The sequence below is a fragment of the Lysinibacillus sp. LZ02 genome (assembly GCF_050613145.1).
In the GTDB taxonomy this organism is placed as follows: Bacteria; Bacillota; Bacilli; order Bacillales_A; family Planococcaceae; genus Lysinibacillus_B.
Window position 1 is genome coordinate 3,799,024 of sequence record NZ_CP192507.1, and the last position, 24,487, is coordinate 3,823,510.

Genomic DNA, 24,487 nt, shown 5'->3' on the forward strand with positions numbered 1-24,487 from the left:
TAATAATTATCCATTAAGAAATAGTGCTCCTGCGGTGGTCACATCGAAATGCCTTTTCAGACGGTCCTTTGTTATTAATAGAAAAATATGCCCTCTAAAAAACATATAAAAAACACTTCTCATAATTATTAAAATTATGAGAAGTGTTCGTTGTTTTATACTTTGATTGTGAATTACACTGCTTATTACCTTTCAAATTTAGTTAACACGATAAACACATGATTTAATTTGATGATATTAAAGGCATTGGAGCGAACATGTGCATGTGCTCAATATCATTCACATTACGACTATCTCTCGATTCAAAAGGCCATGTAATTACTACATAATCACCGAGTTTAAAGTTGATTCCAAATTTCTCAAGTTCTTCATGTGTGTAATAAATTTTTTCGTAACCGAATCCATTGGCAATTTCACCATGAATACCTTCGTCAGTAATGGCTGTAATTTGGTACGTTTCGGATACTGATTCTGATTGTATGGCTTGTAATTTTTCGTTCATATCTTTAAAAACAATCATGAAATCCTCTTTTTCTATTTGTAATTCTGTAACTTGTTTTTCTCTCGCTTTATCACTGCTATTTTCACCCATTGCATGTCCCACTGCAAAACTTCCTATTAATAATGCTCCTGTTAGAGCAGATACTGTTGCTATTTTTTTTATATTCATTCTATGAAAACTCCTTCCATTTTTAAGGTAAACCGACCTTATCATGAAGTATTTTCCATTTCAATAATAATCAAAAAAACACTACTTTAGTCCTCCTGTCATTTCAAAACAACACAATACAATATCGATGTAAACATTTTGAAGGGAGTTAGCAATCATGAGTACAAAAAGAATCTTTATCCAATGTGTTGCTATGAAATCCCCATAAACAAATTTTAAGAGCATAAAAAAACCACCTCCCAAGCGTTAACCTTGGGAAATGGTAATTGCTTTATGATTAAATTGTGAACTACACCACTTCAGAAAAAAGTGATAGTTAATAGCAAATCTTTAACGAATCTAATAGCTAAAAATTCGACCTACTTTTGTTAAAAACCCTTGCTACGAGATGAAGTCAGGCTAAAGGCGCTACGTCCTGCGACAACGCTTGACTGACCCGCATCGTGAAAGAGGAACAAAAGCTAAAACCGCCACGTCCTGTCGCAACGCCTTTGTCACCACATCCGTGACAGATGAAGTCAGGCTAAAGGCGCCACGTCCTGCGACAACGCTTGACTGACCCGCATCGTGAAAGAGGAACAAAAGCTAAAACCGCGACGTCCTGTCGCAACGCTTTTGTCACCACATCCGTGACAGATGAAGTCAGGTTAAAAGCGCCACGTCCTGTGGCAACACTTGACTGACCCGCATCGTGGAAGATGAGCAAAGGCTAAAACCGCGACGTCCTGTCGCAACGCCTTTGTCACCACATCCGTGACAGATGAAGTCAGGTTAAAAGCGCCACGTCCTGTGGCAACACCTGACTGACCCGCATCGTGGAAGATGAGCAAAGGCTAAAACCGCGACGTCCTGTCGCAACGCCTTTGTCACCACATCCGTGACAGATGAAGTCAGGTTAAAAGCGCCACGTCCTGTGGCAACACCTGACTGACCCGCATCGTGGAAGATGAGCAAAGGCTAAAACCGCGACGTCCTGTCGCAACGCCTTTGTCACCACATCCGTGTGGAAGCCTACATCATCCCTGGCATTCCGCCCATTCCACCCATATCAGGCATACCCATACCTGCACCAGCTGGTTCTGGGATGTCTGCTACAACTGCTTCAGTTGTTAAGAATAGAGCTGCTACAGAAGCTGCGTTTTGAAGTGCTGAACGCGTTACTTTTGCTGGGTCTACTACACCTGCTTCGATCATGTTTACCCATTCGCCTGTTGCTGCGTTGAAGCCGATGCCCACTTCTTCGCGTTTTAAACGGTCCACGATGATTGAACCTTCAAGGCCCGCGTTTTCAGAGATTTGACGTACTGGCTCTTCTAAAGCACGTAGGATAATGCGTACACCTGTTGCTACGTCGCCTTCTACGCCTTCAAGCACTTTTTCTACTGCGCCATATACGTTTAAAAGTGCCGTACCACCACCTGATACGATCCCTTCTTCTACTGCTGCGCGTGTAGAGTTTAATGCATCCTCGATACGAAGTTTGCGTTCTTTTAACTCTGTTTCAGTTGCAGCACCTACTTTAATAACTGCTACACCGCCAGCTAACTTCGCTAAACGCTCTTGTAATTTTTCTTTATCGAACTCTGAAGTCGTTTCCACAAGTTGTGTACGGATTTGACCAATGCGTGATTCGATATCCGCTACGTTACCAGCACCTTCAACGATTGTTGTGTTGTCTTTTGATACAACTACTTTTGCAGCGCGACCTAATGACGTAATATCCGCTGTTTTTAAGTCTAAACCAAGGTCTTGTGTAATCACTTGACCACCCGTTAAAATCGCGATGTCTTCAAGCATTGCTTTACGACGATCACCGAAGCCAGGTGCTTTCACTGCTACAGCATGGAATGTACCACGTAATTTGTTTACTACTAATGTTGCTAATGCTTCACCCTCAACATCTTCAGCAATCATAAGTAGTGGACGACCTTGTTGTACCACTTGCTCTAATACCGGAAGTACTTCTTGAATGTTAGCAATCTTTTTATCCGTAATTAAAATATATGGGTTGTCTAATACAGCTTCCATTTTATCTGTATCTGTCACCATATAGTGAGATAGGTAACCGCGGTCAAATTGCATACCTTCTACAACATCAAGCTCAGTTGTGAAGCCTTTTGACTCTTCGATTGTGATAACACCATCGTTACCCACTTTTTCCATTGCATCTGCAATATATTGACCAATTTCTTCGTCAGCTGAAGAGATTGCTGCTACTTGCGCGATCGCTTCTTTGTTTTCGACTGGACGAGAAATTTGTTGTAATTCTGTTAAAGCAGCTGCTACTGCTTTGTCGATCCCTTTACGGATACCTACTGGGTTTGCACCAGCTGTTACGTTTTTAAGGCCTTCACGAATCATGGCTTGTGCAAGAACTGTTGCCGTTGTTGTACCGTCACCAGCGATTTCATTTGTTTTAGAAGCAACTTCTGCTACTAATTTTGCCCCCATGTTTTCGTATGGGTTTTCAAGCTCGATTTCTTTGGCAATCGATACACCATCATTTGTGATTAATGGAGAACCGAATTTTTTCTCTAATACAACGTTGCGGCCTTTTGGTCCAAGTGTTACCTTTACCGCATTCGCTAATTTATCAACACCAGCCGCCATTAATGAGCGTGCTTCTTCTGAGAACTTAATGTCTTTTGCCATGTGAAAATACCCTCCTAAAATGATAAAACTATTTTTATACTAAATCTTTTGAGCATCGAAGCGCCGGCGAAAGTCACGGGCGCTTGATATTTACGAGTTAAATTTGAAATTAAGCAAGAACTGCTAAGATGTCGCTTTCGCGTAAAATTAAGTATTCTTGACCGTCGTATTTCACTTCTGTGCCTGCGAATTTAGAGAAGATAATTTCATCGCCTTCTTTTACGTCAAGCTCGACACGAGTGCCGTTATCTAAAACACGACCTGTTCCTACTGCCACAACTTTGCCTGTTTGCGGTTTTTCTTTCGCTGAATCTGGAAGCACGATACCAAATGCCGTTTTTTCTTCCACCTCAACTAGTTCGATAATGATACGATCACCTAATGGTCTTAACAAGTGAAACAACCTCCTACAAATTAATGTCTATGTGTCATTATTAGCACTCATCAACTTAGAGTGCTAACACAATTCTTATATTAATAAATTCCATTTTTTTTTGCAAGTAAGAACGCTAAAAAATTTTGTTTTCTTTCTATAATCCTCTAAAATGAAATTAACACTTATATATAATAGTCTTGGAGAGAAGGAGTTATTCGTTTTGAATTCAACAATTATAGAAAAACGCAAGTCTCTAAAAACCGCTTTATTCATCTTGTTGACGTATATTTTCGTCTTTCAATTATCCGCACTGCTCCTACGTTTACCAGGAGCTCTTGACTTTGTCTTTGGTTTAATTGATGCCCCGCTAGAAGACAAGGGCGTAATTCTTACTGCCTGGTGGTCCTTTATTTTCGGTATCATCTCCCTTGTGATTATTTGGTTGCTTGTCTTACGTGATAAAGGCTTTTTCAACATATACGAAGGAGAAAAAGCGTCTACATCACAAGCAATTGGCTGGGGCATTATCGGGTTCTTCATGGTGTTTGTCGGACAAATCGTTGGCGCCTCTATCGAAATGTTACTCGGCATTGAAGCAGGCTCTGAAAATACAGCAACGCTTGTAGAAATTGCTAAACTGTCGCCCGTCATGATTATTGTCATTGCACTAATCGGCCCCATCTTAGAAGAGTTCGTCTTCCGCCGCGTTGTATTTGGCTCGTTAATCCAAGTACAAAATTTCTTATTTTCGGCTGTCATTAGTGCGGTTGTATTTGCAGCAATTCACTTTGACTTTACACACATTATTCTGTATACAATTTGCGGCCTAATCTTTGCCTTCCTCTATTACAAAACAAAGCGTTTACTCACATCCATTGTGGCGCACATTTTATTAAACAGCTTTGTTTGTGTAGTCCAATTGTATGGCGAAAAAATCTTGCAATTATATGATGCCGTACCAAAATAAAACCTCAGACACCTACTCTTATAGTAGGTGTTTTTCTCTCTTAATTAATATTCTTCTCTTTTATTCGATTTTCCTCTTTAAGTTTACGTTAACGTCAATGGTATAATAGTAAGAAAATTCAAACTTTAAAGCGAAAAGGGGGAGGTCATCCATGTGGAACATACGATTCAATATGTAGCCAAACGATTTCACATTTCTTCTCGAACATTACGCTATTACGAGGAGATAGGCCTGATTGCACCAAAACGGACAGCATCGGGACGTCGCCTTTATTCAAAACAAGATCTTGCTAAATTAAAGCTCATTTTCCGCGGCAAAAAATACGGCTTTACGCTAGAAGAAATTAAAGAAATGATTTTGCTATTTGATATGGATCGAACGGGTGTAAAGCAATTAGAACGAACGATTGAGTACGGACAGCAAAAAGTAACGGAAATTAATGAGCGTATTGCCGAACTCCATGAAATACGTGAGGAAATTTTAGCACTTCAAAAAAAGTTTCAACAAAAGTTAAACCTATTGAAGGAGGACGAAAGATGAATAGTTCCAATTTATTAGCGAGAAATGCACGGAAATATCCACAAGCTGAAGCGATTGTCAGTATGGGGAAACGCACGACCTATAGCGAATTAAACAAACTTGTGAATCAATTGGCAGACGCCCTTCTAGAACAAGGCGTGTTCCCAAGCGATAAAGTGGTCATCTTTATGCCGAACGTGTTGGAGTTTGTCATTAGTTACTTTGCTGTACAACGTATTGGTGCCATTGTTGTACCGATTAATGCCAAGTTCACGTTGAACGAAGTCGAATTTGTCATGCATCATGCCGATGCAAAAGCCATTATCGTACATGAACTACTTTTTGCCAATGTGGCGAATTTAACAATTGGTGACATTAAAATTAAAACGGGGGAATCAATAAATGACTGGGATAGCTTCGAGGACTTGCTAAATAGTGGCGATAGTACTGACATAGAATGCTTTTTAAGCGAAGACAATTTATCGACGATTTTATACACTTCTGGTACAACAGGTAATCCAAAAGGGGTGCTGTTTACGTACCGCAATATTTTAACCGTTGCGCATATGATTGCAGTAGAAATGGAAGTCAAACCAGAAAGCCGCCTATTGCTCATGATGCCATTAAGTCATTCTGCACCGCTTCACTTATTTTTAATGGCGGCATTTGTTGTCGGGAGTACAAGCGTGTTAACACCGACATTTACACCTGATTTACTCATCGATACGGTAGTAAATGAAAAAACAACGCATTTCTTTGGGGCACCTGTTGCCTACTTATTAACAGCTTCTAACCCGCGCATTGCACAGGCAAATTTTTCTTCGATGCAATGGTGGGTATACGGGGGTGCCCCGTTATCTAAACAAGAAGTGCTCTATCTAGCCGATCAGTTCCGCACAGACCGTCTCGTTTGTGTATACGGCTTAACAGAGGCAGGGCCAAGTGGTTCCATTTTACACGCGAAAGAACATCCACAGAAGGCCGGCAGTATCGGGAAACGTGCCCCTTTAGGAACAGAACTACGCATTGTCAATGAGGACGGAGCAGATGTACCACAAGGCGAGATTGGCGAAATTGTGCTACGTGGTGAAGGCAATATGAAAGGCTATTATAAAAATGAACAAGCAACCAAAGCCGCTTGCATTAATGGCTGGCTCCGTACAGGCGATTTAGCACGACAAGATGAGGACGGTTATATATGGGTCATTGATCGGAAAAAAGACATGATTATTTCTGGGGGCGTCAATATTTATCCGAAAGAGATTGAAGAGGCTATTTTAGCATTTGGTGGCATTACAGAAGTAGCAGTGATTGGTGTTCCCCATGCTGAATGGGGTGAAACAGTAAAAGCTGTTTTCAGTAGCTCTAAGACAGTGGATATTGAGGCATTACAATCCTTTTTAGCCTCCCATCTAGCAAACTTTAAAATTCCCAAACTTTACGAGCAAGTGGGCGCATTACCGCGCAATGCATCCGGAAAAATTTTAAAGCATGCATTAAAAGAGCAAGGAGGTGTTCCACAATGAACGTACTCACAAAAAAGCCGCAATATGTAAATAATTTTTATACAGCAGACGAAACGCTCCAAAAAATATTACGCGATAAACTCCCCGATACATTTTTCGACTATGCACATGAAGCATTAACGGCATTCGGGGCGCGTTGTGCGGGGCCAATCGATGAACGAGCAAAGCACACAGATCGTGAGGGCGAACCACGTCTTATTCGTTACAACAAATTCGGCGAAGAAACATCGGAAGTATGGGTAAATGAAGGCTATAAACAGACCGTACAAGAAACGTACAATACGGGCATTGTCGGCTATGTGCATAAAGAAATCCCTGCGCTCGGTCAGAAAGGAAACTATGTCTATAGTTTTGCACAAGGCTATTTATTGTCACAAAGTGAGCCTGGCTTTTACTGTCCGGTTACGTTAACGATGGCGACCGCTTATTTATTGGAGCATTATGCAGTCGAGGCAGTAAAAGAACGCTTTATGCCGCATGTTTGTTCAACTGGTGAGGCACCACTCTATGAAGGCGCAACATTTCTGACGGAAAGGCAAGGCGGTTCAGATGTGGGCGCGAATGTCGTACAGGCCCGACTCATAGACGGCGAATATTATTTATATGGTGAGAAGTATTTCGCTTCCAATGCAGGGCAATGCGGAGTGGCGATGGTGCTTGCCCGCATGGCAGATGCTCCTCAAGGCTCCAAAGGGTTAACATTATTTGCTGTCCCGTGGCATTTAGAAGATGGCTCATTAAACGGCATTACAATCCGTCGTTTAAAAGATAAATTAGGTGTCCGCGCTGTGCCATCTGGTGAAGTCGTATTTGAGCAATCAAAAGCTTATGTCGTAGGGGATCCTTCAAAAGGTATTTACTATATGCTTGAAGCGTTGAATTTATCGCGCATTTGTAACGCCACTGCATCTGTTGGCATTATGCAGCGTGCTCTGCAGGAAGCTTATACGTACACTTCTGCCCGTGCAGCATTTGGACAACCGCTTACCCAGTTTCCGGCTGTTCAACACTCACTTGCCACATTAAAGGCCAAGCACCATGCAGAACTCATCGCCTTCTTTGATTTAATCGAGCTTTACGACAAAGTGACAGCAGGACACGGCACACCAGAAGAGCAAGTAATTGTCCGTCTACTAATTGCCCTTGTGAAAAAAGAAACGGCAGAGCAAGCGATTCACTTCTCTCACGAAGCGATTGAGCTACACGGCGGTAATGGCTATATTGAAGATTTCGTGACACCGCGCCTTTTACGGGATGCACAAGTGTTAACCGTATGGGAAGGAACGGCAAATATTTTAGCACTTGAGCTAATCCGTCTTGTACGAAAATTTAATGCACATGAGTTATTGATCGATATGATGGAGCAACGTTTACATTTACTAACGCCCTGTCATTTGACTAAAATTGTTGAGACAAAGATCGAGGAAACAAAGCGGTTGTTACAACGATTTATCGAATTGGACGAAATGATGCAAACATTTGAAGCAAAAGCGATGATGAAACAACTCGTTTCACTTTATGAAAGTGTAAATGTTGTAGCCTATGCGAAAAAGCATCAGGGCAGTGATGAACTACTGGCCGATATATTTTTAGAAGCCGAATGGCAGCTCCGTTCACTTGGGGAAGAACCAAAAACGATTGCATATTTTGAGCAAATTTTTAAATAAAAATGAAAAAGGTGTACGAGAAAACTTCCCGTACACCTCCTTCAGTATAATCCATTCCGAACTATTGCTCCTGCGGCAGCCACATCAACATGCTTCAGACTGCCCCTTCTCTCGTCTCCGTTTAATCCATTCTTTTAATTTTGCGTCTAGACCGCCCGTTCCTATAATCACGGCCATAATAATGAATACACAACCAACATACTGTTGTAGGTGCATTTTTTCTCCTAAGAAAATATAAGCCCCAATTAACGCAAAAAGCGTATTAAAGTTCGTGAAGATGGCACTTTCCGCTGCCCCAATATGCTTAATCGCCATATTATATAAGCTATGCCCTACCGCTGTTGCTAGCACCGCAGAAGCAATAAAAATCGCCCATACGGTGACATCAATTTGTAAAAAGGCTTGATACGCCCCTGCATCGTACACAATCCCCATTCCAATCAGAGTCACCCCACCAATGACTAACATATAAGCTGTCATTAAAATAGGTGAAATGCTTTGTGCGCCTTTTCGAATGGCAAAAAAGCTGAACGCCTGCAAAAGAATCGATAGGAATACATAGAAGTCTCCCCATGATAACGAGGTTAAATTAGTAGGGTCTTCTATAACCGCTATACCAATTCCTGTAAAACCTAATAAAAAACCGACTGTTTTAAATGTCGTAAAGGTGGAGGCACGGAACAGAATGGCTAGCAATGCGGTTAGTAAGGGACTTAACCCGCAAATGAGCGTCGTCTTTGTGGCCGTCGTTTGCGCAACACCGATCGCTAAAAGTGAATGGTGACATACTACGCCAAAAAAAGTCGCAATGAAAATAAACTTCCATGGCATCACCCGCTCATAAAGCTTCTGTCGAAATAAAAGCAACAACACAAATATCGTCATGCCGGCTAACAGAATACGCACACTTTGCATAATTAAAGGATCCAAATGCGTCGTTAGCACCTTTAACATCGTGACATTTAATCCCCACCAAATCATGACGAATAATAAAATGGCATACACCTGTATGTTTCTCAAAAGCATTCTCCTCACCTAGTTAAAAAGACAGGGGCTATTCAGAAATGAAATAACCCCTATTTTTATGTCTTTATTTTTTAGAAATGAAAAAGGTGTGGCGGCAACGAGACTCCTGTGGGAATAGCTTGAGCTGAAGGCCCCGCAAGAGCGAAGCGATGAGGAGACTAAAGCCAAGCCCACGGAAAGCGAGTTGCCAGAACACCTACCCATAGTAGATAATTATCAAAGATATATACAGTAGGGACTGCTGTTTAGACAGTTTACATATCGCTAAAAAAGTAGACAAAGCCTAAAAGACCTTGTCTACTTTTTTCATTCAATAACACTATTTCACACCGAGTAAATCTGGTAAGAATGTCGAAATCACTGGGACATACGTTACTAATAAAAGGATGAAAATGGCCGCAACGATAAATGGGATAACCCCTTTCGAAATCTCAATTATATTCGATTTAGAGTAACCCGCTGCGACATATAAGTTTAATCCTACTGGTGGTGTAAATAAACCAATCGCTAAGTTGATGGTCATAAACACACCAAACACAGTTGGATCTACTTCGAGCATTGTCATAATTGGTAATAAAATCGGCACGAAAATATAGTACGCGGAAATCGCATCAATAAATGCCCCCGCAATTAATAAGATAACATTTACTAATAGTAAAATAATAATCTTATTATCTGTAAAACCTAGTAATGTATCTGATAGCATTTGTGCGATTTGCTCTGTCGTCACAATATACGCAAAGACAGATGCCGCACTGACGATTAACATTACAACCGCGGTTTGAATCGACGCTTCTTTAAAGATGACAAATAGTTGCTTGCCATAACCCTTTGGTGAAATAAATAAACCAACGATTAAACTATACACAACGGCGACTACTGCTGATTCTGTTGGTGTAAAAATACCACCGTAAATCCCACCTAAAATAATGATCGGAATCATTAAACCTGGTAGTGCTTTTAAAAATGCCTGCCAACGCTCTTTCCCTGTAGGCTTATGTACAACTTCTGTTTCACTAGGCACAAATAAGCCCTTTTTCAGATCGCGAGCACGTACATAGACTGCGGCGATATACAGCGCAACCCCTATTAAAATACCTGGGATAATCCCTGCCATAAACAGACGGTTAATCGTAATAGGCATTTGACTTCCCGCTACTAACGCAAAAATAATAAAGGCAATCGATGGCGGGATTACAATCCCAATGGCACCAGCAGAAGCGACTAAACCACCTGCTGTTTCTTTACGGTAACCGTTTTTAACCATCGCCGGAATTAAAATACCTCCAATTGCAGCAACTGTAGCAGGACCTGAACCTGAAATCGCGGCAAAGAAAACGGCCACAATGACTGTGACTAAGGCAATTCCACTTTTACGATGACCTACTAAAGCTTGAGCAAAGTCGATGAGACGTTTCGAAACCCCGATATGCTCCATAATCACCCCAGCTAAAATGAAGAATGGAATCGCTAGTAACGTGAACTTCGCGACACTCGTATACATTAAATCGGTTAATACCTCAAAGCTACTCATGCCATTATTCATAAAGAGAATGACCATTGAAGAAATACCAAGCGCAATCGCTATCGGTGTACGCAGCATTACAAGGAGAATAAATACTCCAAACAAAATTAAAGCAGTCATACTGTTTGGTCATCTCCTTCTACCGTTTTTTCACCACGAGATACATTTTTGGCTTCCTCAATTACGACTTGTACGGTACGTACGACACACATAAATGCCCCAAACGGTAGCGCTAACGATAAAATCCATTGTGGCATGCCAAGTGCTGGTGTTTTTTGATCCATCTTGATTTGGAATTGAACCATTTCCACTCCGTACCAGAAAAGAATGCCAAATAAGATGAAGCCCATCATACCTGTAAAGAAGACGATAAATAAGCGAATGGCTTTGTTCCCTTTATCAAACAAAAGTGTAAAGCCGAGGTGCGCATATTTACGCACCCCAACCGCTGCTCCAAGGAATGTAATTAATACTAGCAGGTTAATCGTAATTTCCTCTGTAAAGGAAATGGAAATACCTGCTAGATTTCTTGATACTACGTTTAAGAACGTAATGACTGTCATCGCTGCAAAGGCAATAAACAAAATAATTTCCTCAAGATAATCTAGCACTTTCATATTTGTAACTCCTTACTCAGCTTGAAACGCTTTAAGTAAGTCTTCACCCCAAATAGCTGTATATTTATCATAAACTGCTTGCGAAGCATCCTTAAATGCCTGTAATTGCTCGTCTGTTAATTCATTGACTTCCATACCTTTTTCTTTTAACTCTTCCAGTTGTTCTGCTGCACGCTCACGGTTCAGCTGTACTTGGTAAGCCGCTGCTTCTTTCCCTAAACGATCAAATAATTCTTGGTCTTCTTTACTCATAGACTCATATAAATCTTTGTTAATCCCTAATACAAGTGGATCATAAGAATAGTTCCATAATGTTAAATAATCTTGTACTTCATCAATTTTTGATGAATAGATCACATCGATTGGGTTTTCTTGCCCATCAATTGTTCCTTGTTGCAGTGCTGTGAATACTTCAGACCAAGTCATTGTGGCTGGATCCGCACCATATCCACGGAATAAATCTGTATACATCGTAATACCAGGAATACGCATTTTCATGCCTTTGAAATCTGCTGGCGATGCAATTGGCCCTTTATTATTCGTTACTTGACGGAATCCATTTTCCCCAAAACCTAAAGCGACAACATTTTTCTCTAATAAAATATCTGATAGCAGATTCCCACCGTCTCCAGCGAATGCAGCATCTACGTCGTCTAATGATTCAAATAAGAATGGTGCACTCACTACACCAAAGCGCTCATCTAAAATAGAGTAAATGATTGTTGAATTAAACGTTAAGTCAATCGAGCCTTTTGCTAAGCCTTCCACCGCTTTCGCCGAATCCCCACCTGATAATTGTTCATTGGCAAAAACATCGATTGTAATACGACCATCCGTTTCCTCTTCAATATCATCCGCTAATTTTTGTGCCCCAGCAAACCAAGCTGTTGTATCGGCTACTGTTACGGACATTTTTAAGTTATATTCTCCTTCTCCAGTGTCTGTTGTGCTCTTTTCCTTTTCGTCGCCTCCACAAGCTGCTAGTAATACGGATAATGCTAACGTCGGAATTAAAGCCCATTTTCTCTTTTTAAATTTCATCATTTATATCCCCCTAAATCCATTTCTGTTATAACACAATTTTTTAAATTCTGAAGTTGAAAGTCATATAATTCCATCTGTACCATAACACTGTACTTTCAAACAAAGATTATTTTATTATTCTGAAAAATTAAATTATATGTTTTTAAGGACATACTTTTTTAGGGTAGATACGTATTTTTTGTTCTTTTAGACAAATCGTTTATTTTGTTATGTATTGATGCTTATACAGTAAAAGCGCGATATATAAAGTCGCTTGGTCTGCTGTATTATGCAAGTTCACGTTAAGTAATTGTTCAATTTTCTTGATTCGATACTTTAATGTATTTTTGTGAATATGTAGTTGTTCTGCTACTTCTTTTAGTGATTGATCATTACTCATCCATATGTCTAAATTCATCATCAGCTCTGGCTCATGCATGATGGGGCCCAGCACACGTGCTATATATTCTTCTCGATGTTTTTTTGTACTTTCGACCAACAATAACTCCAGCTTTAAATCTTCTTCAAATACAATCGCTCTTTCCTTCGTACAAATCGTTAATGCGCTATTCGCTTCTTGATATGACAGCGATAACAAATGAAATGGATGACGATTTCCAATGCCCATTTTCACATGAGATTGTGTTAACTTCGCAAGCTTTTGATGGATTAATTGCAATGCATCTTGCAATGGGCCGCGAGATACTTTCGGAATCAGCAATACAATTTGATTCACATTCCACCTTGCCATAATTAATTTTGGGTGAATGATTTGAATATGTATTAAATGGCGAATGACGACCGCTTCTGTCTTTACATCTAATTCAATAAGAGCCACTCGATCATAAATATCTTCTACATTTAACTTTTTCAGTTGTTGCTGCATTGCTTCCTTCGTCAACTGTCCACCGAGCAATTCTGTTAGAAATAGCTCTAATAACTGTGCTTCAGGATCATAATCTTCACTCATTAATGCCCGTTCAATCAACATTTCTGCCACTTTTGTTGCAATCTTAATATAAGGTTCCACTTGTACGATTGGTCCTTCTATCCCTAGCACACCAAGCGGGATTTCATCGATCGACAAGAGCGTTAATACTTCTCCCCTCGCCCCCTGAAAAGAATGAGCCTGTGTATTGGAAATATACAGTGTCGTACGGTCACGAATGACGGTCAACACCCCTTCATGAAACTGATTCATTCTACTTTCATCTGTTGCTGCAACAATAAATCCATTATGATCACTAATAATCAGCGGTGCCTCCATGAGTGGACTAAGCTCTTTTAATAGCCGATTAGCAATTAGTTGAATATCTATCATCTATCTCACCTGCTTAAAATTTCAATTTTCTAACAATTATTATTTGAAAAAAAATAAGGAATACCTAACTAAGTAGGTATCCTTATTATTTTTGCATCTCTTCGATTTGTCTTCTTTGCTCGGTTAAAAGCTCTTCTACTTTTAACTCGCGTTCGCGTTCTTCTTGCTCTTTTATTCGTTTTGCTTCCGCTATTTCGTATTTTCTATAGCCAATACGCGAAATCATAATACTAATTTCGTACAATAAAAATAATGGAATCGCAATAATCACGTTGGACACAAAGTCCGGTGGTGCTAACAGAACCGAAATCACAAGTAATACGAAATACGAATACTTACGGAATTTCACCATTAATATCGGACTTAAAAGACCAATACGCGATAAAAACATTGTGACAACAGGCAATTGGAACAAGAATCCAAATGGAATGAGTAGCTTAAATAAAAACGAGAAGTATTCGTTAATACCGATTGTTTGTTGAATCTCCAAATCTTGTGATAACCCCATCATAAATTTCATTACAAACGGGAATAAAACAAAATAGGAGAATGCAATACCACCGATAAATAGAAAAAACGAATACGGAATATATTTTAACGTTGCTTTACGCTCTGTCTCATGTAACCCAGGTGTAATAAACGACCATAGTTGATAGAGTAAAATAGGAGACGTTACTACAGCTGCCACGATAAATGTTACTTGTAAATATACCGTTAACGGATCGGTTACTTTAAAAGCATTCAGTGTTAAATTTTCTGCTTCTTCACTGTACTGAATAAATTGAATAATTGGTTCAGCTGTAAAAAAGCCAATAAATAAAGCAAGTACGAAGAAAATCGCTGTGACAAAGAGGCGACTTCTCAGTTCTTCCATATGTTCTACGACAGTGAGTTCTTTCGGATTCATATAACAGACATCCTTAAATTACTTAGTTACGTTATCTTTATCGTTATCTTTATGCTCAATAACCGTCTTTTTTACATCATCATCGTCTTCAGTTAACCCCTTTGTTGCATGGCGGAATTCGCGTAATGTCGAACCCATCGCTCGTCCTAACTCTGGTAGTTTTTTTGGTCCGAAGATTAATAAAGCTACAACACCGATGATAATTAGGCTTACAGGTGTAATCGCACTTAAATGTACAACCACTATAGCCACCTCCTCTAGTATATGTATCATTTTACCGTAATAAGTCGCTTTTTGCTAATAGATTAAATGTGAAAAATTTACGTCAATTGTCACTATTACGAATTAAATAAATAAGCGCTTGCAACTCTACCGATAAATCGATATTCATTAGTTTCATCGACTCTGGTACAGTTAGTCGAACCGGCGTAAAATTTAAAATGCCTTTTGCATTCATTTTCGCTAACCGATCTGCCATCGTTTGTGCAGAGCGTGATGATACAGTGAGTATCGCTAACTCCGCCTCATATTCTTCATACATTTCTTCTAGTCGATCTGGATGAAAAACTGGAATGTCACTAATTTCCGTCCCCTCATATGGTGCTTTCGAGTCAAATGCTACAACAATTCTCGTATTATGATTTTTCTGGAAATTATATTTCAAAAATGCATTACCTAAATTACCAACTCCGATTAATGCTACATTTGTTGCCTCGTCTTGATCCAATGTTTCTCGGAAAAACGACAATAAATGCTGTACATCATAACCGTACCCCTTCTTCCCAAGTGCACCGAAATATGAAAAATCTCGGCGAATGGTTGCCGAATCAATCTTCATTGCATCACTCAGCTCTCGAGATGAAATACGCTTCTTCCCTTCCTGCGCAAAGTTTTGAATAAAACGATAATAAAGAGGAAGTCTTTTCGTAGTTGCCTGTGGAATTTTATTTTCTTTGTTCACACATGTTCCTCCTACAATCAAATGGAAATCGTTATAATCTTACTAAACAACTACCTATTAGTAAAGCACCTATCATTGCATGCAACTACCCCATCATTTAAACTTAAAACATGAACTGAGGTGTAAAAAATGATTGTGTTACAAGTAAATCAATTATATAAATCATTTGCAACAGATGAGGTGCTAAGCGGGGTAAAGCTTGAAGTACAGCACCGTGACCGCGTCGCACTCGTCGGTCGAAATGGAGCCGGCAAATCAACGCTCTTAAAAATAATTGCTGGCCAAATGTCATATGACAGCGGCGAAATTATTATTCCAAAAGATGTGAAGGTAGGGTATTTAGAGCAACATGCAGGGATTGATTCGGAACTTTCTATTTGGGATGAAATGATGACAATCTTTGGGGAACTGCGCAAAATGGAGAGCACGCTACGCGGTTTAGAGCAAAAAATGGCAGACTCTACTGTGTATGAAGATAGCGAAGTGTATGCGCGTGTGATGGCAGAATATGACCAGTTGCAGCATGATTTTAAAGAGGCAGGTGGTTATCAATATGAGGCCGATACACGTGCAGTCCTACACGGTATGCAGTTTTTCCCGGCGGACTATGAGAAGCCCATTCGCTCATTATCTGGTGGGCAGCGTACACGCCTTGCACTAGCTAAGCTCTTATTATCGAAACCAACTTTACTTATTCTCGATGAGCCGACAAACCATTTAGATATCGAAACATTATCATGGCTTGAAAATTACTTAAAAGGCTATGACGGCGCTATTTTAATTGTTTCCCATGACCGCTACTTTTTAGATCAAGTTGTATCGATTGTGTATGAAGTATCACGCACACGTGTCACAAAATATGTCGGTAACTATAGTGCTTACTTAGAGGACAAGGCAAAAAATTACGAGCGTGACATGAAAATGTATGAGCGCCAACAAGATGAAAAAGCAAAGCTAGAGGCATTTATCCAAAAAAATATTGCCCGCGCTTCGACAACAAAAATGGCACAGTCCCGTCGGAAAATGTTAGAGCGAACAGAATGGATGGACTCTCCAGATAGCGATGAAAAAAGTGCAAGTTTCGGCTTTAATATTGAACGCCAAAGCGGAAATGATGTACTATCTGTCGACCACCTCTCTGTCGGCTATCCGGGAAAACCCGTATCTTCTGGCATTACTATGCGGATTTTCCGCGAAGATCGCATCGCACTCGTTGGTCCAAATGGTGTCGGAAAATCTACATTACTCAAAACGATTGTCAAAGATTTAGAAACGATTACGGGCGACATTCGCTATGGTACAAATGTCCAGATTGGCTACTACGACCAAGAGCAGGCAAAGCTACACAGCAAGAAAACCGTACTTGCTGAGTTATGGGATGAATGGCCACTTATGAATGAAAAAGATATTCGTACAGTGCTTGGCAATTTCTTATTTAGCGGAGATGATGGTGCGAAACCTGTCAATTCATTATCAGGTGGGGAGAAGGCACGTCTTGCATTAGCAAAACTCATGATGCAGAAATGTAATTTTCTTGTACTAGATGAGCCGACGAACCATTTAGACTTAGATAGCAAAGAAGTATTGGAAAACGCGCTCATTGATTATCCGGGTACGTTACTATTCGTATCGCATGACCGTTACTTTATTAACCGCATCGCAACGAAAGTAGTCGAATTATCAGGTGATGGCGCATTTGAATACTTAGGTGACTATGATTATTACGTAGAGAAAAAGCAAGAATTAGAAGAGCTAGCTGCCATGAAAGCCGCTGCAGAAGCGACGAAAACAAATGTCATTGCGACACCTGTGAAAACATCAACTTCTACGATTGACAAAGAGGCGAAAAAACGCGAGCGTCAAATTCGCCGCACGATTGAAGACATCGAAGCAAAGATGAGTGCACTCGATATTGATATCACCAGCTTGGAAGAAGCATTATGCGATCCCGCTATCTTCTCCAACCATGAAAAAGCACTCGATATTCAAACGAAGCTAGATACAGCAAAGGAAGCGCATGAAACACTTGAAATGGAATGGCTTGAGCTCAATGAAGAATTAGATAATATTTAAATGGAATCTCCCCTTCGTTTCATAAACGACAGGGGAGATTTTACTACTATCATTATTTCTGCATGACTATTTATTATTTCCGTATATCAAATAGCCTATGCACCTCTCCAATTATCGACAACATTTATTCACATTGCAAAAAAAATTTCCACAATTTTATTCACAATAAGAATGCACTTATATCAACATATCAACAAAGTTTTCCACATTATCCACATTCCATATTTTGTTTTTCCACATATTTTGAATAAAAAATCAACATAATACAACAGTAAATCACAAGTTATGCACAAGTTATCCACAATTTGTGCATAAGTACGAATGTTCGTGTTGACATTTCGCAAAATCCCACTAAGCCTGTGGATAATTTTCAGAAAAATTTAATATTATAGAAATTGTTGTATAACTGAGTTTAATCTATGCAAAAAACAACATATTTAGACGTTTTTTAAAATAAAAAGATGCTACGAAAGACTCGTAACATCTAATACTAATTATATCCAGCTTTCTAATTCCATCCCTGGCTTACCATTCATTTTCATACCGCCACGTACACCTGCTTCATACATATAATGCGCAGCTGCGCCAATCATCGCTGCATTGTCCGTACAAAGCTTTAATGGTGGTACATAAAATGGAATACCTTCTTTAGCGAATGCCTCTTCAAGCGAAGTACGTAATCCTTTATTCGCTGATACACCACCTGCTGCGATCACTTGCTTGACACTATATTCACGGGCAGCACGAAGCGTTTTAGCCGTTAATACTTCGACTACGCTATCTTGGAAACCTTTTGCAACATGCGCCGGAATAATCTCTTCACCGCGCTGATCCATATTATGCTTATAGTTAATAACCGCTGATTTTAAGCCACTAAAACTAAAATCATACGAGCCTTCCTCTAACCATACACGCGGAAATGGCACTGCCTCCGCTGCTTCATGCGCCAAACGGTCAATATGTGGACCACCCGGATACGGTAAATTTAACACACGTGCAACTTTATCATACGCTTCCCCTGCTGCATCATCACGTGTCTCACCAATTAACTCAAAGCTACCGTGTTCCTTCATATACACAAGCTCGGTATGTCCACCTGATACGACTAGTGCCAGCAATGGAAACTCCATCGGCTGCACTAAATTATTCGCATAAATATGACCTGCAATATGATGGACTGGAATCAGTGGTAAACTATGTGCAAAGGCAAATGCTTTTGCTGCATTAATGCCAATCAGTAGCGCACCAACAAGACCCGGTCCCTCCGTCACAGCAACCGCTGTTAAATCAGCTGGTTCCATCCCTGCCTGTGCCAAACATTCCTCGATCACAATCGTCATTTGTTCTACATGATGACGAGATGCAATTTCAGGTACAACCCCGCCAAAACGTTTATGGCTTTCAATTTGTGATGAAACCACATTTGACACAATTTCTGTTCCATCTTTAATAATGCTTGCAGCCGTTTCATCACAGCTTGTCTCAATTGCTAATATATATTTACTCATTTAAATTCACCCACATTACTAGGGCATCTTCCCCGTTATCTGTATAATAGCCTTTCCGAATGCCTCCATCTTGAAATCCAAGTTTTCGGTAAAGGTTTTGTGCGACTTCATTTGTGACGCGTACTTCTAAACTCATCGTGTCCATATCAGCCTCGCGTGCTACACGCATGGCCTCACGCATGAGGGCTTCTCCAATTTTCCGACCACGCATCCGCTCTACAACAGCAACATTTGTAATTTGTGCCGCATCAATCACTAACCACATGCCACAAAAGCCAATAATACCAGATGCATCTTCTGCAATGAGATAATGAGCGAACTGATTTTCACGCATTTCATAATGAAATGAATCAAGCGTCCATGGTGCTGGAAAGGTTGCGAGTTCAATCGCGTATACCGCTTCAACGTCTACCGGTGTCATTTTACGATACGTAATCATCGTTCCACCTTCTTTTGTTCCGCTATCCAGTTTGCCTCCGCTTCGGCAATACGACGATACTCCGGGACAAAATGGTGGACTGCTTCAACAGCAGGTACTTCACGTGTTTGTGCAAGCGTAACAAGCTCCGCTGCACGTGGTAAATCCAGTGTGTATGATGCACGAATTGCTGCATCTCCAAGCGCTGCCTTTAATTGATCCCAAAACACAGCTACGTCTGTACCAATAAATAATACAGGCTCCTGTAATGCTTGTAGCTTTTCGATGAGACCATCAATATGATCGTGATAATCTGAAATCACCGCTTCAAGTGTACCCCCACGATAAACAGCCGCATAAACATTTTGACGACGCGCATCAAATAGTGGACAAATCACACCATTAAATAGCTTGGCATTCGCTGCGAGTGCCTGTAGACTCGATACACCAACAAGTGGCTTCTTTAACGTCCATGCAAGTGTTTTGGCAATCGTGACACCAATGCGGACACCTGTATATGAACCAGGCCCTTCTGAAACGGCAATGGCATCAATTTGTGCTGGCTTTATATTTGCCTTCGCAAATAATTCTTCAACAGCCGGCATAGCCCCGACAGAATGCGTTCTTTTTATATTTTGGACAACTTCTGCTAGTACTTTTCCATCCTCCACGATGGCGACAGAAAGCGGTGCATTTGCAGTATCAATTCCTAACCAAATCATTTGAATAACTCCTCACAAAGCTGGACGTACTTTTCGCCCATCGGTTTAAATGTAAATGTACGTTCTGTATCATTGATACGTGTAATGGTAATGGCTAACCGTTCTTCTGGTAGCTCACTTGCTATTAAGTGTGCCCACTCCACAACCGTTACTGCATCACCATAAAAAATTTCATCCCACCCTAAATCCTCATCACTATCTGCCAAACGATACACGTCTAAATGATTGAGGGGTAAACGCCCATTATACTGCTTCATAATCGTGAACGTTGGACTATTCACTGTACGTGTAATGCCTAACCCTTTAGCTAATGCCTGTGTAAATGTTGTTTTACCTGCCCCTAAGTCCCCTTCAAGGGTAATGGTATGTTGCGATTCCAGTAACTCCGCTAGTCGATGTGCCAACGCTTGCGTCTCTTCAATTGTATAGATATGCTTTTCAAATTCCATGCCGTTCTCCTCCAAAATCCATTACTTCTAGTTTACTGTAAGGCAGATAAATGTTCAAAGGGTTGTACCTAAAAGGATAGCTGAAAATGAAAAGACCTCCCTTAACTAGACGCCTTTTCTATAATCCTTATCTCGTTGAATGCCCTCTTTTTTCAACAATCAGTTTAGACACTAACTGATCTTCTTCAAAATAAACTTCATAAGCTTGGGTCATTAACAGTTCATCTGGCCACACGTACGTATTGTCATCTAGTTGCTCCCCACGTCCACGTGCAATTTCTACGGCTTCCATATAAGACATACCTAGCTCTAGTTGCTTATACTCTTCTTCATTCATATATTTTTGCCAAACAAATGCATTTGAATCTTCCACACTACTTATTTTAATGGAAGAACACGAAACAAAGCTCATCATAATGATAGGCCATAACAAGATTCGTATGAATGGCTTGTATAAGATCACCCGCACCTCCAAAATACATGTACTTTCAAGATATGTATTTTTTCTGTTGCGAGTACTAATTTAGCATAATTACTTTACCGGAATTGTGACAATGGCGGATGGTTCTATTTCTATTTTCGAGATTGGCATTGCCTGGACGAATATCTTCCCCGGTACTAGTTGAAAGGTCATTTCATACTCATTCGGTCCAATTGCCTTTGGATACTCTGTAATTATGGATTCATGGGCTTCATTGACAATGTCTAACCTATTTGGAATAAAGGAATCATCAAATGAAAAATTACTTGTCGAATGGAACGTCAAAATGGCTTCTGTCTCTCGCTGTTCTACGTTTGTTATGACAATATCGCCCATTTCCCCTTGTGGAATGATTTGAGGAAGTGTATCTGCTAACTCCTCTATGATTTCCTCTCCTTCTCTAAATGTAAAAGGGATAAAATAATGCCTCAGTTGAATTTCGGTTACGTCCTTTTCTAATGGTTCTACTAAATACGTATACACCATGCCGTCATCTGTACCAGACCCACGTTGATCTAATTTTTGTAGCGGGGTACCTGTTTGGTCCGTAATCGTCACAGCTAATGCCCCTTCTCTCAAAGCTAACTCATCCAGCCATTTCTCAAACATGACATCAATTTTAGTACTTGTTGTAGAAACGACAACATTCTCTACAGTATAAGGAATGCCATCGATTACACCTGTTTGTCCAGCCTGTAACACGACACTATCATTTTCTACTTTTTTAACTGGTGCTGTAAAAATCCATTCTCCCTTCGTATCCCCAATTTGATGCATTTTGATTGTTAACTCAAACGTATCCGGTAGCTCTCCTTCAAAATGGATATCCCATAATCCCCGATAAACCTCTCCTTCCGCCAATGTTCTGAGCCCTTCACCTGTATTAATCATTTCACCATCCACTAACACCGTTAATGGATAAACTTCCTCATACGTTGGCATAGAAAAAATAACATTTAAGCGATGCCCGTCATACACAATTTCTTCAAGGGTAATCGATACACCATTACTTGTTACCGTTTCATTTAGTACAACTTTATTGTCATCTGACAGGGCAATCGATAGCCCCTCATCATGCTTTTCAATCTCATACATAAAACCGATGAGTGGAACATCGGCTAATACATTTGCTACCTTGGGAGATACAAAGCCACTCCCTAAAATCACTCCTACCGTTGCTGTAGTAAACAGAGCTGTTAAGATTAGAGGATTTCTTCGCTTTTTAGGGGCTTGCATCCCATTTTGGATTGCTTCATCTAATTTCTGTAATGGGACTTCAATATCTTCAATGACTTTCTTAATATTGTTCTCCATACATTTCGCCCCCTTTGCTAAAATATTTTTGTAGTTTCTGTAAACCTCGATGCAAATTCGTTTTCACCGTTCCTTCAGGACAGTTAAGGACTTGTGCAATCTCTTTCACCGTTAAGTCACGATAATATTTCAACAGAATAACCGACTTATATTTTTCCTCAAGATGTGTAATAGCTTGCAATAAATCAAGCTTTTCCTCATAGCTTGCTGTCATTCCCTGTTCCGTTTGCTCTTCCCCTAGTATGATCACTTTTCCATTCTTTCTGAGCTGCTCTAGAGCGGTATTAATCAAAATCTTCATTAGCCAAGTGGAAAAATACTGCTCTTCCTTAACGGATTGAATACTCGCATAAGCCTTGGTTACAGTTTCTTGTACTACATCTAGTGCATCACTTTCATTTTTCATATAAATGTAGGCCATTTTATAAAGCTTAATTTTTTCCTCCTCTAATAACTTTATAAATGCCTCATTGTTCCCCTTTTTTTGCTTTTGCTAATAATGAAAATGGAAGCAAGGATTTCACCGCCTTCTCTCGTTCTATATGTTAGATGCTCTGTTAGGTAAAAACGTTTCAAATTTTTTACATGCTTAAAAACCTATTTTCGGGAAATGTTATTCATTGATAAAGTGAAACTTCAATCAGTGGGGGTTTTTGACACACAGGACGTGCTAATGCCGACGTCGTCACACGGACGTGACGGATTTTAGTCGGCCCTCATCTCCCACTGATTGAGAGATGGACGCAAGCTAAGAACGCCACGTCGTGTGGCAAAGCCTGGGTGACCAACGTGTCCTGTTGCCCTTCACCAATCGGGCTTTTATGGGTCGTTGATCTCCCACCTACACTTCTCGATTCTCTTAAGCCTTGAGGTGGGAGTCTTATACCTGTCTCTTCGCTTTCGGTACAGATAAATTACTACCCGTTAATGCGGGATAAAAGGAAGCAATATTAGCTCAAGCTTTAGTATTACAACCATTTTAAGAGGAAAAAGTAGATTTAAATGTAACAGATTAAAAAATAAAAAGAGGAGTCTTACTGGAGCATTCATCAATAGAGGGTCGTGATTTTCTAAAAATTTAAAAAAGCGTGTACCTACCATAACAGGGGTACACGCTAAATTTCGGCAAAAAAAAAGCCTTTATAAGAATAATTCTTATAAAAACAAAAATGGCGGTCCCGACCGGGATCGAACCGGCGATCTCCTGCGTGACAGGCAGGCATGTTAACCGCTACACCACGGGACCATTTTTTATATCTTTTCGACTTTTTTATTATAGCAGAAGAGTTTCTTGTTAACAATATCTTTTTTGAAAAAATGATAAAAATTTCTTCTTTTTTATAAAGACACTCTATAGATTTGTTTCTTATATGTTAACATCTGACTAGAAATACTCCTTCGCTATATAATTCCTATATACTATAAAAAGAAAAAAGACCCGAAATCATCGAGTCTTTCTTGTGCCTAGCGATGTCCTACTCTCACAGGGGGAAGCCCCCAACTACCATCGGCGCTAAAGAGCTTAACTTCCGTGTTCGGTATGGGAACGGGTGTGACCTCTTTGCCATCATCACTAGACTATGGTCGACCTCCAATACACGGCGTATTACTGCGTCAGCTACATTCGTTCAATCAGTCACGTACATAGGTACGCTCCTTCATTCACTCATTTGCTTCCTTGTACTACTTGTGTCTTGAAGCTCTCTTTTAAGAAAGAAGTTGTTCTTTCAAAACTGGATAAACGGTGCATTGTGCAATTCACAAA

At 40.1% G+C, this 24,487-nt stretch carries 22 protein-coding genes, 1 tRNA gene, 1 rRNA gene and 1 pseudogene; 5 read left to right on the forward strand and 20 right to left on the reverse strand.

Annotated features, from left to right (window positions below):
- Positions 1-223: 223 nt before the first annotated feature.
- The 3 genes from ACQQ2I_RS18320 to groES form a co-directional block, all read right to left on the reverse strand.
- Positions 224-670 carry a hypothetical protein gene (locus tag ACQQ2I_RS18320; protein ID WP_431028193.1) on the reverse strand — a complete coding sequence of 149 codons (447 nt, stop codon included), beginning with the start codon at positions 668-670 and terminating at the stop codon, positions 224-226.
- A gap of 1,011 nt (positions 671-1,681) precedes the next feature.
- Entirely contained in the window at positions 1,682-3,322 is a 1,641-nt protein-coding gene (groL, locus tag ACQQ2I_RS18325; RefSeq protein WP_431028194.1) for a chaperonin GroEL, read from the reverse strand.
- 109 nt (positions 3,323-3,431) lie between these two features.
- On the reverse strand, positions 3,432-3,716 hold the full coding sequence (gene groES / locus ACQQ2I_RS18330) for a co-chaperone GroES (RefSeq protein ID WP_431028195.1): 285 nt from the start codon (positions 3,714-3,716) through the stop codon (positions 3,432-3,434).
- 202 nt (positions 3,717-3,918) lie between these two features.
- Between groES and ACQQ2I_RS18335 the strand changes: the two genes are divergently transcribed.
- The 4 genes from ACQQ2I_RS18335 to ACQQ2I_RS18350 all read left to right on the forward strand — a co-directional run bounded on the left by ACQQ2I_RS18335 (position 3,919) and on the right by ACQQ2I_RS18350 (position 8,377).
- Positions 3,919-4,665 carry a lysostaphin resistance A-like protein gene (locus ACQQ2I_RS18335; RefSeq protein WP_431028196.1) on the forward strand — a complete coding sequence of 249 codons (747 nt, stop codon included), beginning with the start codon at positions 3,919-3,921 and terminating at the stop codon, positions 4,663-4,665.
- Positions 4,666-4,818: 153 nt separating this feature from the next.
- On the forward strand, positions 4,819-5,205 hold the full coding sequence (locus tag ACQQ2I_RS18340; RefSeq protein WP_431028197.1) for a MerR family transcriptional regulator: 387 nt from the start codon (positions 4,819-4,821) through the stop codon (positions 5,203-5,205).
- Positions 5,202-6,710: a class I adenylate-forming enzyme family protein gene (locus ACQQ2I_RS18345; RefSeq protein ID WP_431028198.1), complete on the forward strand. Its 1,509-nt coding sequence runs from the start codon at positions 5,202-5,204 to the stop codon at positions 6,708-6,710. Before ACQQ2I_RS18340 ends, ACQQ2I_RS18345 begins: the two co-directional genes overlap by 4 nt.
- On the forward strand, positions 6,707-8,377 hold the full coding sequence (locus tag ACQQ2I_RS18350; RefSeq protein ID WP_431028199.1) for an acyl-CoA dehydrogenase family protein: 1,671 nt from the start codon (positions 6,707-6,709) through the stop codon (positions 8,375-8,377). The genes ACQQ2I_RS18345 and ACQQ2I_RS18350 overlap by 4 nt, the downstream gene beginning before the upstream one ends.
- Before the next feature lie 84 nt (positions 8,378-8,461).
- Here the strand turns inward: ACQQ2I_RS18350 and ACQQ2I_RS18355 are convergent, their stop codons facing one another.
- From ACQQ2I_RS18355 to ACQQ2I_RS18390, 8 genes are all read right to left on the reverse strand, one after another.
- Positions 8,462-9,397, reverse strand: a complete 936-nt coding sequence (locus ACQQ2I_RS18355) for a DMT family transporter (RefSeq protein ID WP_431028200.1) — start codon at positions 9,395-9,397, stop codon at positions 8,462-8,464.
- A gap of 325 nt (positions 9,398-9,722) precedes the next feature.
- Positions 9,723-11,048, reverse strand: a complete 1,326-nt coding sequence (locus ACQQ2I_RS18360; protein WP_431028201.1) for a TRAP transporter large permease — start codon at positions 11,046-11,048, stop codon at positions 9,723-9,725.
- A complete protein-coding gene (locus ACQQ2I_RS18365) occupies positions 11,045-11,545 on the reverse strand; it encodes a TRAP transporter small permease (RefSeq protein WP_431028202.1) in 501 nt (166 codons plus the stop codon). The genes ACQQ2I_RS18360 and ACQQ2I_RS18365 overlap by 4 nt, the downstream gene beginning before the upstream one ends.
- 12 nt (positions 11,546-11,557) lie before the next feature.
- Positions 11,558-12,589, reverse strand: a complete 1,032-nt coding sequence (locus tag ACQQ2I_RS18370) for a DctP family TRAP transporter solute-binding subunit (protein WP_431028204.1) — start codon at positions 12,587-12,589, stop codon at positions 11,558-11,560.
- A 199-nt stretch (positions 12,590-12,788) separates the two neighbouring features.
- On the reverse strand, positions 12,789-13,889 hold the full coding sequence (locus ACQQ2I_RS18375) for a sugar diacid recognition domain-containing protein (protein WP_431028205.1): 1,101 nt from the start codon (positions 13,887-13,889) through the stop codon (positions 12,789-12,791).
- An 85-nt stretch (positions 13,890-13,974) separates the two neighbouring features.
- Positions 13,975-14,796, reverse strand: a complete 822-nt coding sequence (tatC, locus tag ACQQ2I_RS18380) for a twin-arginine translocase subunit TatC (protein ID WP_431028206.1) — start codon at positions 14,794-14,796, stop codon at positions 13,975-13,977.
- 18 nt (positions 14,797-14,814) lie between these two features.
- Positions 14,815-15,039 carry a twin-arginine translocase TatA/TatE family subunit gene (locus ACQQ2I_RS18385; protein ID WP_391375096.1) on the reverse strand — a complete coding sequence of 75 codons (225 nt, stop codon included), beginning with the start codon at positions 15,037-15,039 and terminating at the stop codon, positions 14,815-14,817.
- Positions 15,040-15,121: 82 nt separating this feature from the next.
- The gene (locus ACQQ2I_RS18390; RefSeq protein WP_391375094.1) at positions 15,122-15,757 is read right to left on the reverse strand and encodes a redox-sensing transcriptional repressor Rex; all 636 of its coding nucleotides are present in this window, start codon (positions 15,755-15,757) and stop codon (positions 15,122-15,124) included.
- 129 nt (positions 15,758-15,886) lie between these two features.
- On the opposite strand from ACQQ2I_RS18390, the gene ACQQ2I_RS18395 reads away from it, so the two are divergent.
- Positions 15,887-17,830, forward strand: coding sequence for an ABC-F family ATP-binding cassette domain-containing protein (locus tag ACQQ2I_RS18395; RefSeq protein WP_431028207.1), 1,944 nt, complete (start codon positions 15,887-15,889; stop codon positions 17,828-17,830).
- Between the two features lie 494 nt (positions 17,831-18,324).
- On the opposite strand, the gene tsaD is transcribed toward ACQQ2I_RS18395, so the two are convergent.
- The 9 genes and pseudogenes from tsaD to rrf form a co-directional block, all read right to left on the reverse strand.
- A complete protein-coding gene (gene tsaD / locus ACQQ2I_RS18400; protein WP_431028209.1) occupies positions 18,325-19,338 on the reverse strand; it encodes a tRNA (adenosine(37)-N6)-threonylcarbamoyltransferase complex transferase subunit TsaD in 1,014 nt (337 codons plus the stop codon).
- Complete coding sequence (rimI, locus tag ACQQ2I_RS18405; RefSeq protein ID WP_431028210.1) at positions 19,331-19,777, reverse strand: ribosomal protein S18-alanine N-acetyltransferase; 447 nt, start codon at positions 19,775-19,777, stop codon at positions 19,331-19,333. Before rimI ends, tsaD begins: the two co-directional genes overlap by 8 nt.
- Positions 19,774-20,478 (reverse strand): tRNA (adenosine(37)-N6)-threonylcarbamoyltransferase complex dimerization subunit type 1 TsaB, encoded by a 705-nt coding sequence (gene tsaB / locus ACQQ2I_RS18410; protein WP_431028211.1) that lies wholly within the window; start codon positions 20,476-20,478, stop codon positions 19,774-19,776. The genes rimI and tsaB overlap by 4 nt, the downstream gene beginning before the upstream one ends.
- Positions 20,475-20,927: a tRNA (adenosine(37)-N6)-threonylcarbamoyltransferase complex ATPase subunit type 1 TsaE gene (gene tsaE / locus ACQQ2I_RS18415; protein ID WP_431028212.1), complete on the reverse strand. Its 453-nt coding sequence runs from the start codon at positions 20,925-20,927 to the stop codon at positions 20,475-20,477. Before tsaE ends, tsaB begins: the two co-directional genes overlap by 4 nt.
- A 127-nt stretch (positions 20,928-21,054) precedes the next feature.
- Complete coding sequence (locus tag ACQQ2I_RS18420) at positions 21,055-21,390, reverse strand: hypothetical protein (protein WP_431028213.1); 336 nt, start codon at positions 21,388-21,390, stop codon at positions 21,055-21,057.
- A gap of 69 nt (positions 21,391-21,459) precedes the next feature.
- Complete coding sequence (locus ACQQ2I_RS18425; RefSeq protein ID WP_431028214.1) at positions 21,460-22,722, reverse strand: DUF4179 domain-containing protein; 1,263 nt, start codon at positions 22,720-22,722, stop codon at positions 21,460-21,462.
- A pseudogene (locus ACQQ2I_RS18430) lies at positions 22,706-23,200 on the reverse strand (sigma-70 family RNA polymerase sigma factor); the annotation flags it as partial. The gene ACQQ2I_RS18425 and the pseudogene ACQQ2I_RS18430, both read right to left, overlap by 17 nt.
- Positions 23,201-23,892: 692 nt before the next feature.
- Positions 23,893-23,968: transfer RNA gene (locus tag ACQQ2I_RS18435), tRNA-Asp, on the reverse strand.
- Between the two features lie 216 nt (positions 23,969-24,184).
- Positions 24,185-24,300 (reverse strand): 5S ribosomal RNA (gene rrf, locus ACQQ2I_RS18440).
- Positions 24,301-24,487 lie beyond the last annotated feature (187 nt).

Coding starts and splice junctions, on each gene's coding strand:
- groL (WP_431028194.1), bottom strand. CDS start 3,322: ATGGCAAAAGACATTAAGTTCTCAGAAGAAGCACGCTCATTAATGGCG.
- ACQQ2I_RS18370 (WP_431028204.1), bottom strand. CDS start 12,589: ATGATGAAATTTAAAAAGAGAAAATGGGCTTTAATTCCGACGTTAGCA.
- ACQQ2I_RS18395 (WP_431028207.1), top strand. CDS start 15,887: ATGATTGTGTTACAAGTAAATCAATTATATAAATCATTTGCAACAGAT.
- ACQQ2I_RS18345 (WP_431028198.1), top strand. CDS start 5,202: ATGAATAGTTCCAATTTATTAGCGAGAAATGCACGGAAATATCCACAA.
- ACQQ2I_RS18375 (WP_431028205.1), bottom strand. CDS start 13,889: ATGATAGATATTCAACTAATTGCTAATCGGCTATTAAAAGAGCTTAGT.
- rimI (WP_431028210.1), bottom strand. CDS start 19,777: ATGATTACGTATCGTAAAATGACACCGGTAGACGTTGAAGCGGTATAC.
- tsaB (WP_431028211.1), bottom strand. CDS start 20,478: ATGATTTGGTTAGGAATTGATACTGCAAATGCACCGCTTTCTGTCGCC.
- ACQQ2I_RS18425 (WP_431028214.1), bottom strand. CDS start 22,722: ATGGAGAACAATATTAAGAAAGTCATTGAAGATATTGAAGTCCCATTA.
- tatC (WP_431028206.1), bottom strand. CDS start 14,796: ATGAATCCGAAAGAACTCACTGTCGTAGAACATATGGAAGAACTGAGA.
- ACQQ2I_RS18350 (WP_431028199.1), top strand. CDS start 6,707: ATGAACGTACTCACAAAAAAGCCGCAATATGTAAATAATTTTTATACA.
- tsaE (WP_431028212.1), bottom strand. CDS start 20,927: ATGGAATTTGAAAAGCATATCTATACAATTGAAGAGACGCAAGCGTTG.
- ACQQ2I_RS18360 (WP_431028201.1), bottom strand. CDS start 11,048: ATGACTGCTTTAATTTTGTTTGGAGTATTTATTCTCCTTGTAATGCTG.
- tsaD (WP_431028209.1), bottom strand. CDS start 19,338: ATGAGTAAATATATATTAGCAATTGAGACAAGCTGTGATGAAACGGCT.
- ACQQ2I_RS18365 (WP_431028202.1), bottom strand. CDS start 11,545: ATGAAAGTGCTAGATTATCTTGAGGAAATTATTTTGTTTATTGCCTTT.
- ACQQ2I_RS18320 (WP_431028193.1), bottom strand. CDS start 670: ATGAATATAAAAAAAATAGCAACAGTATCTGCTCTAACAGGAGCATTA.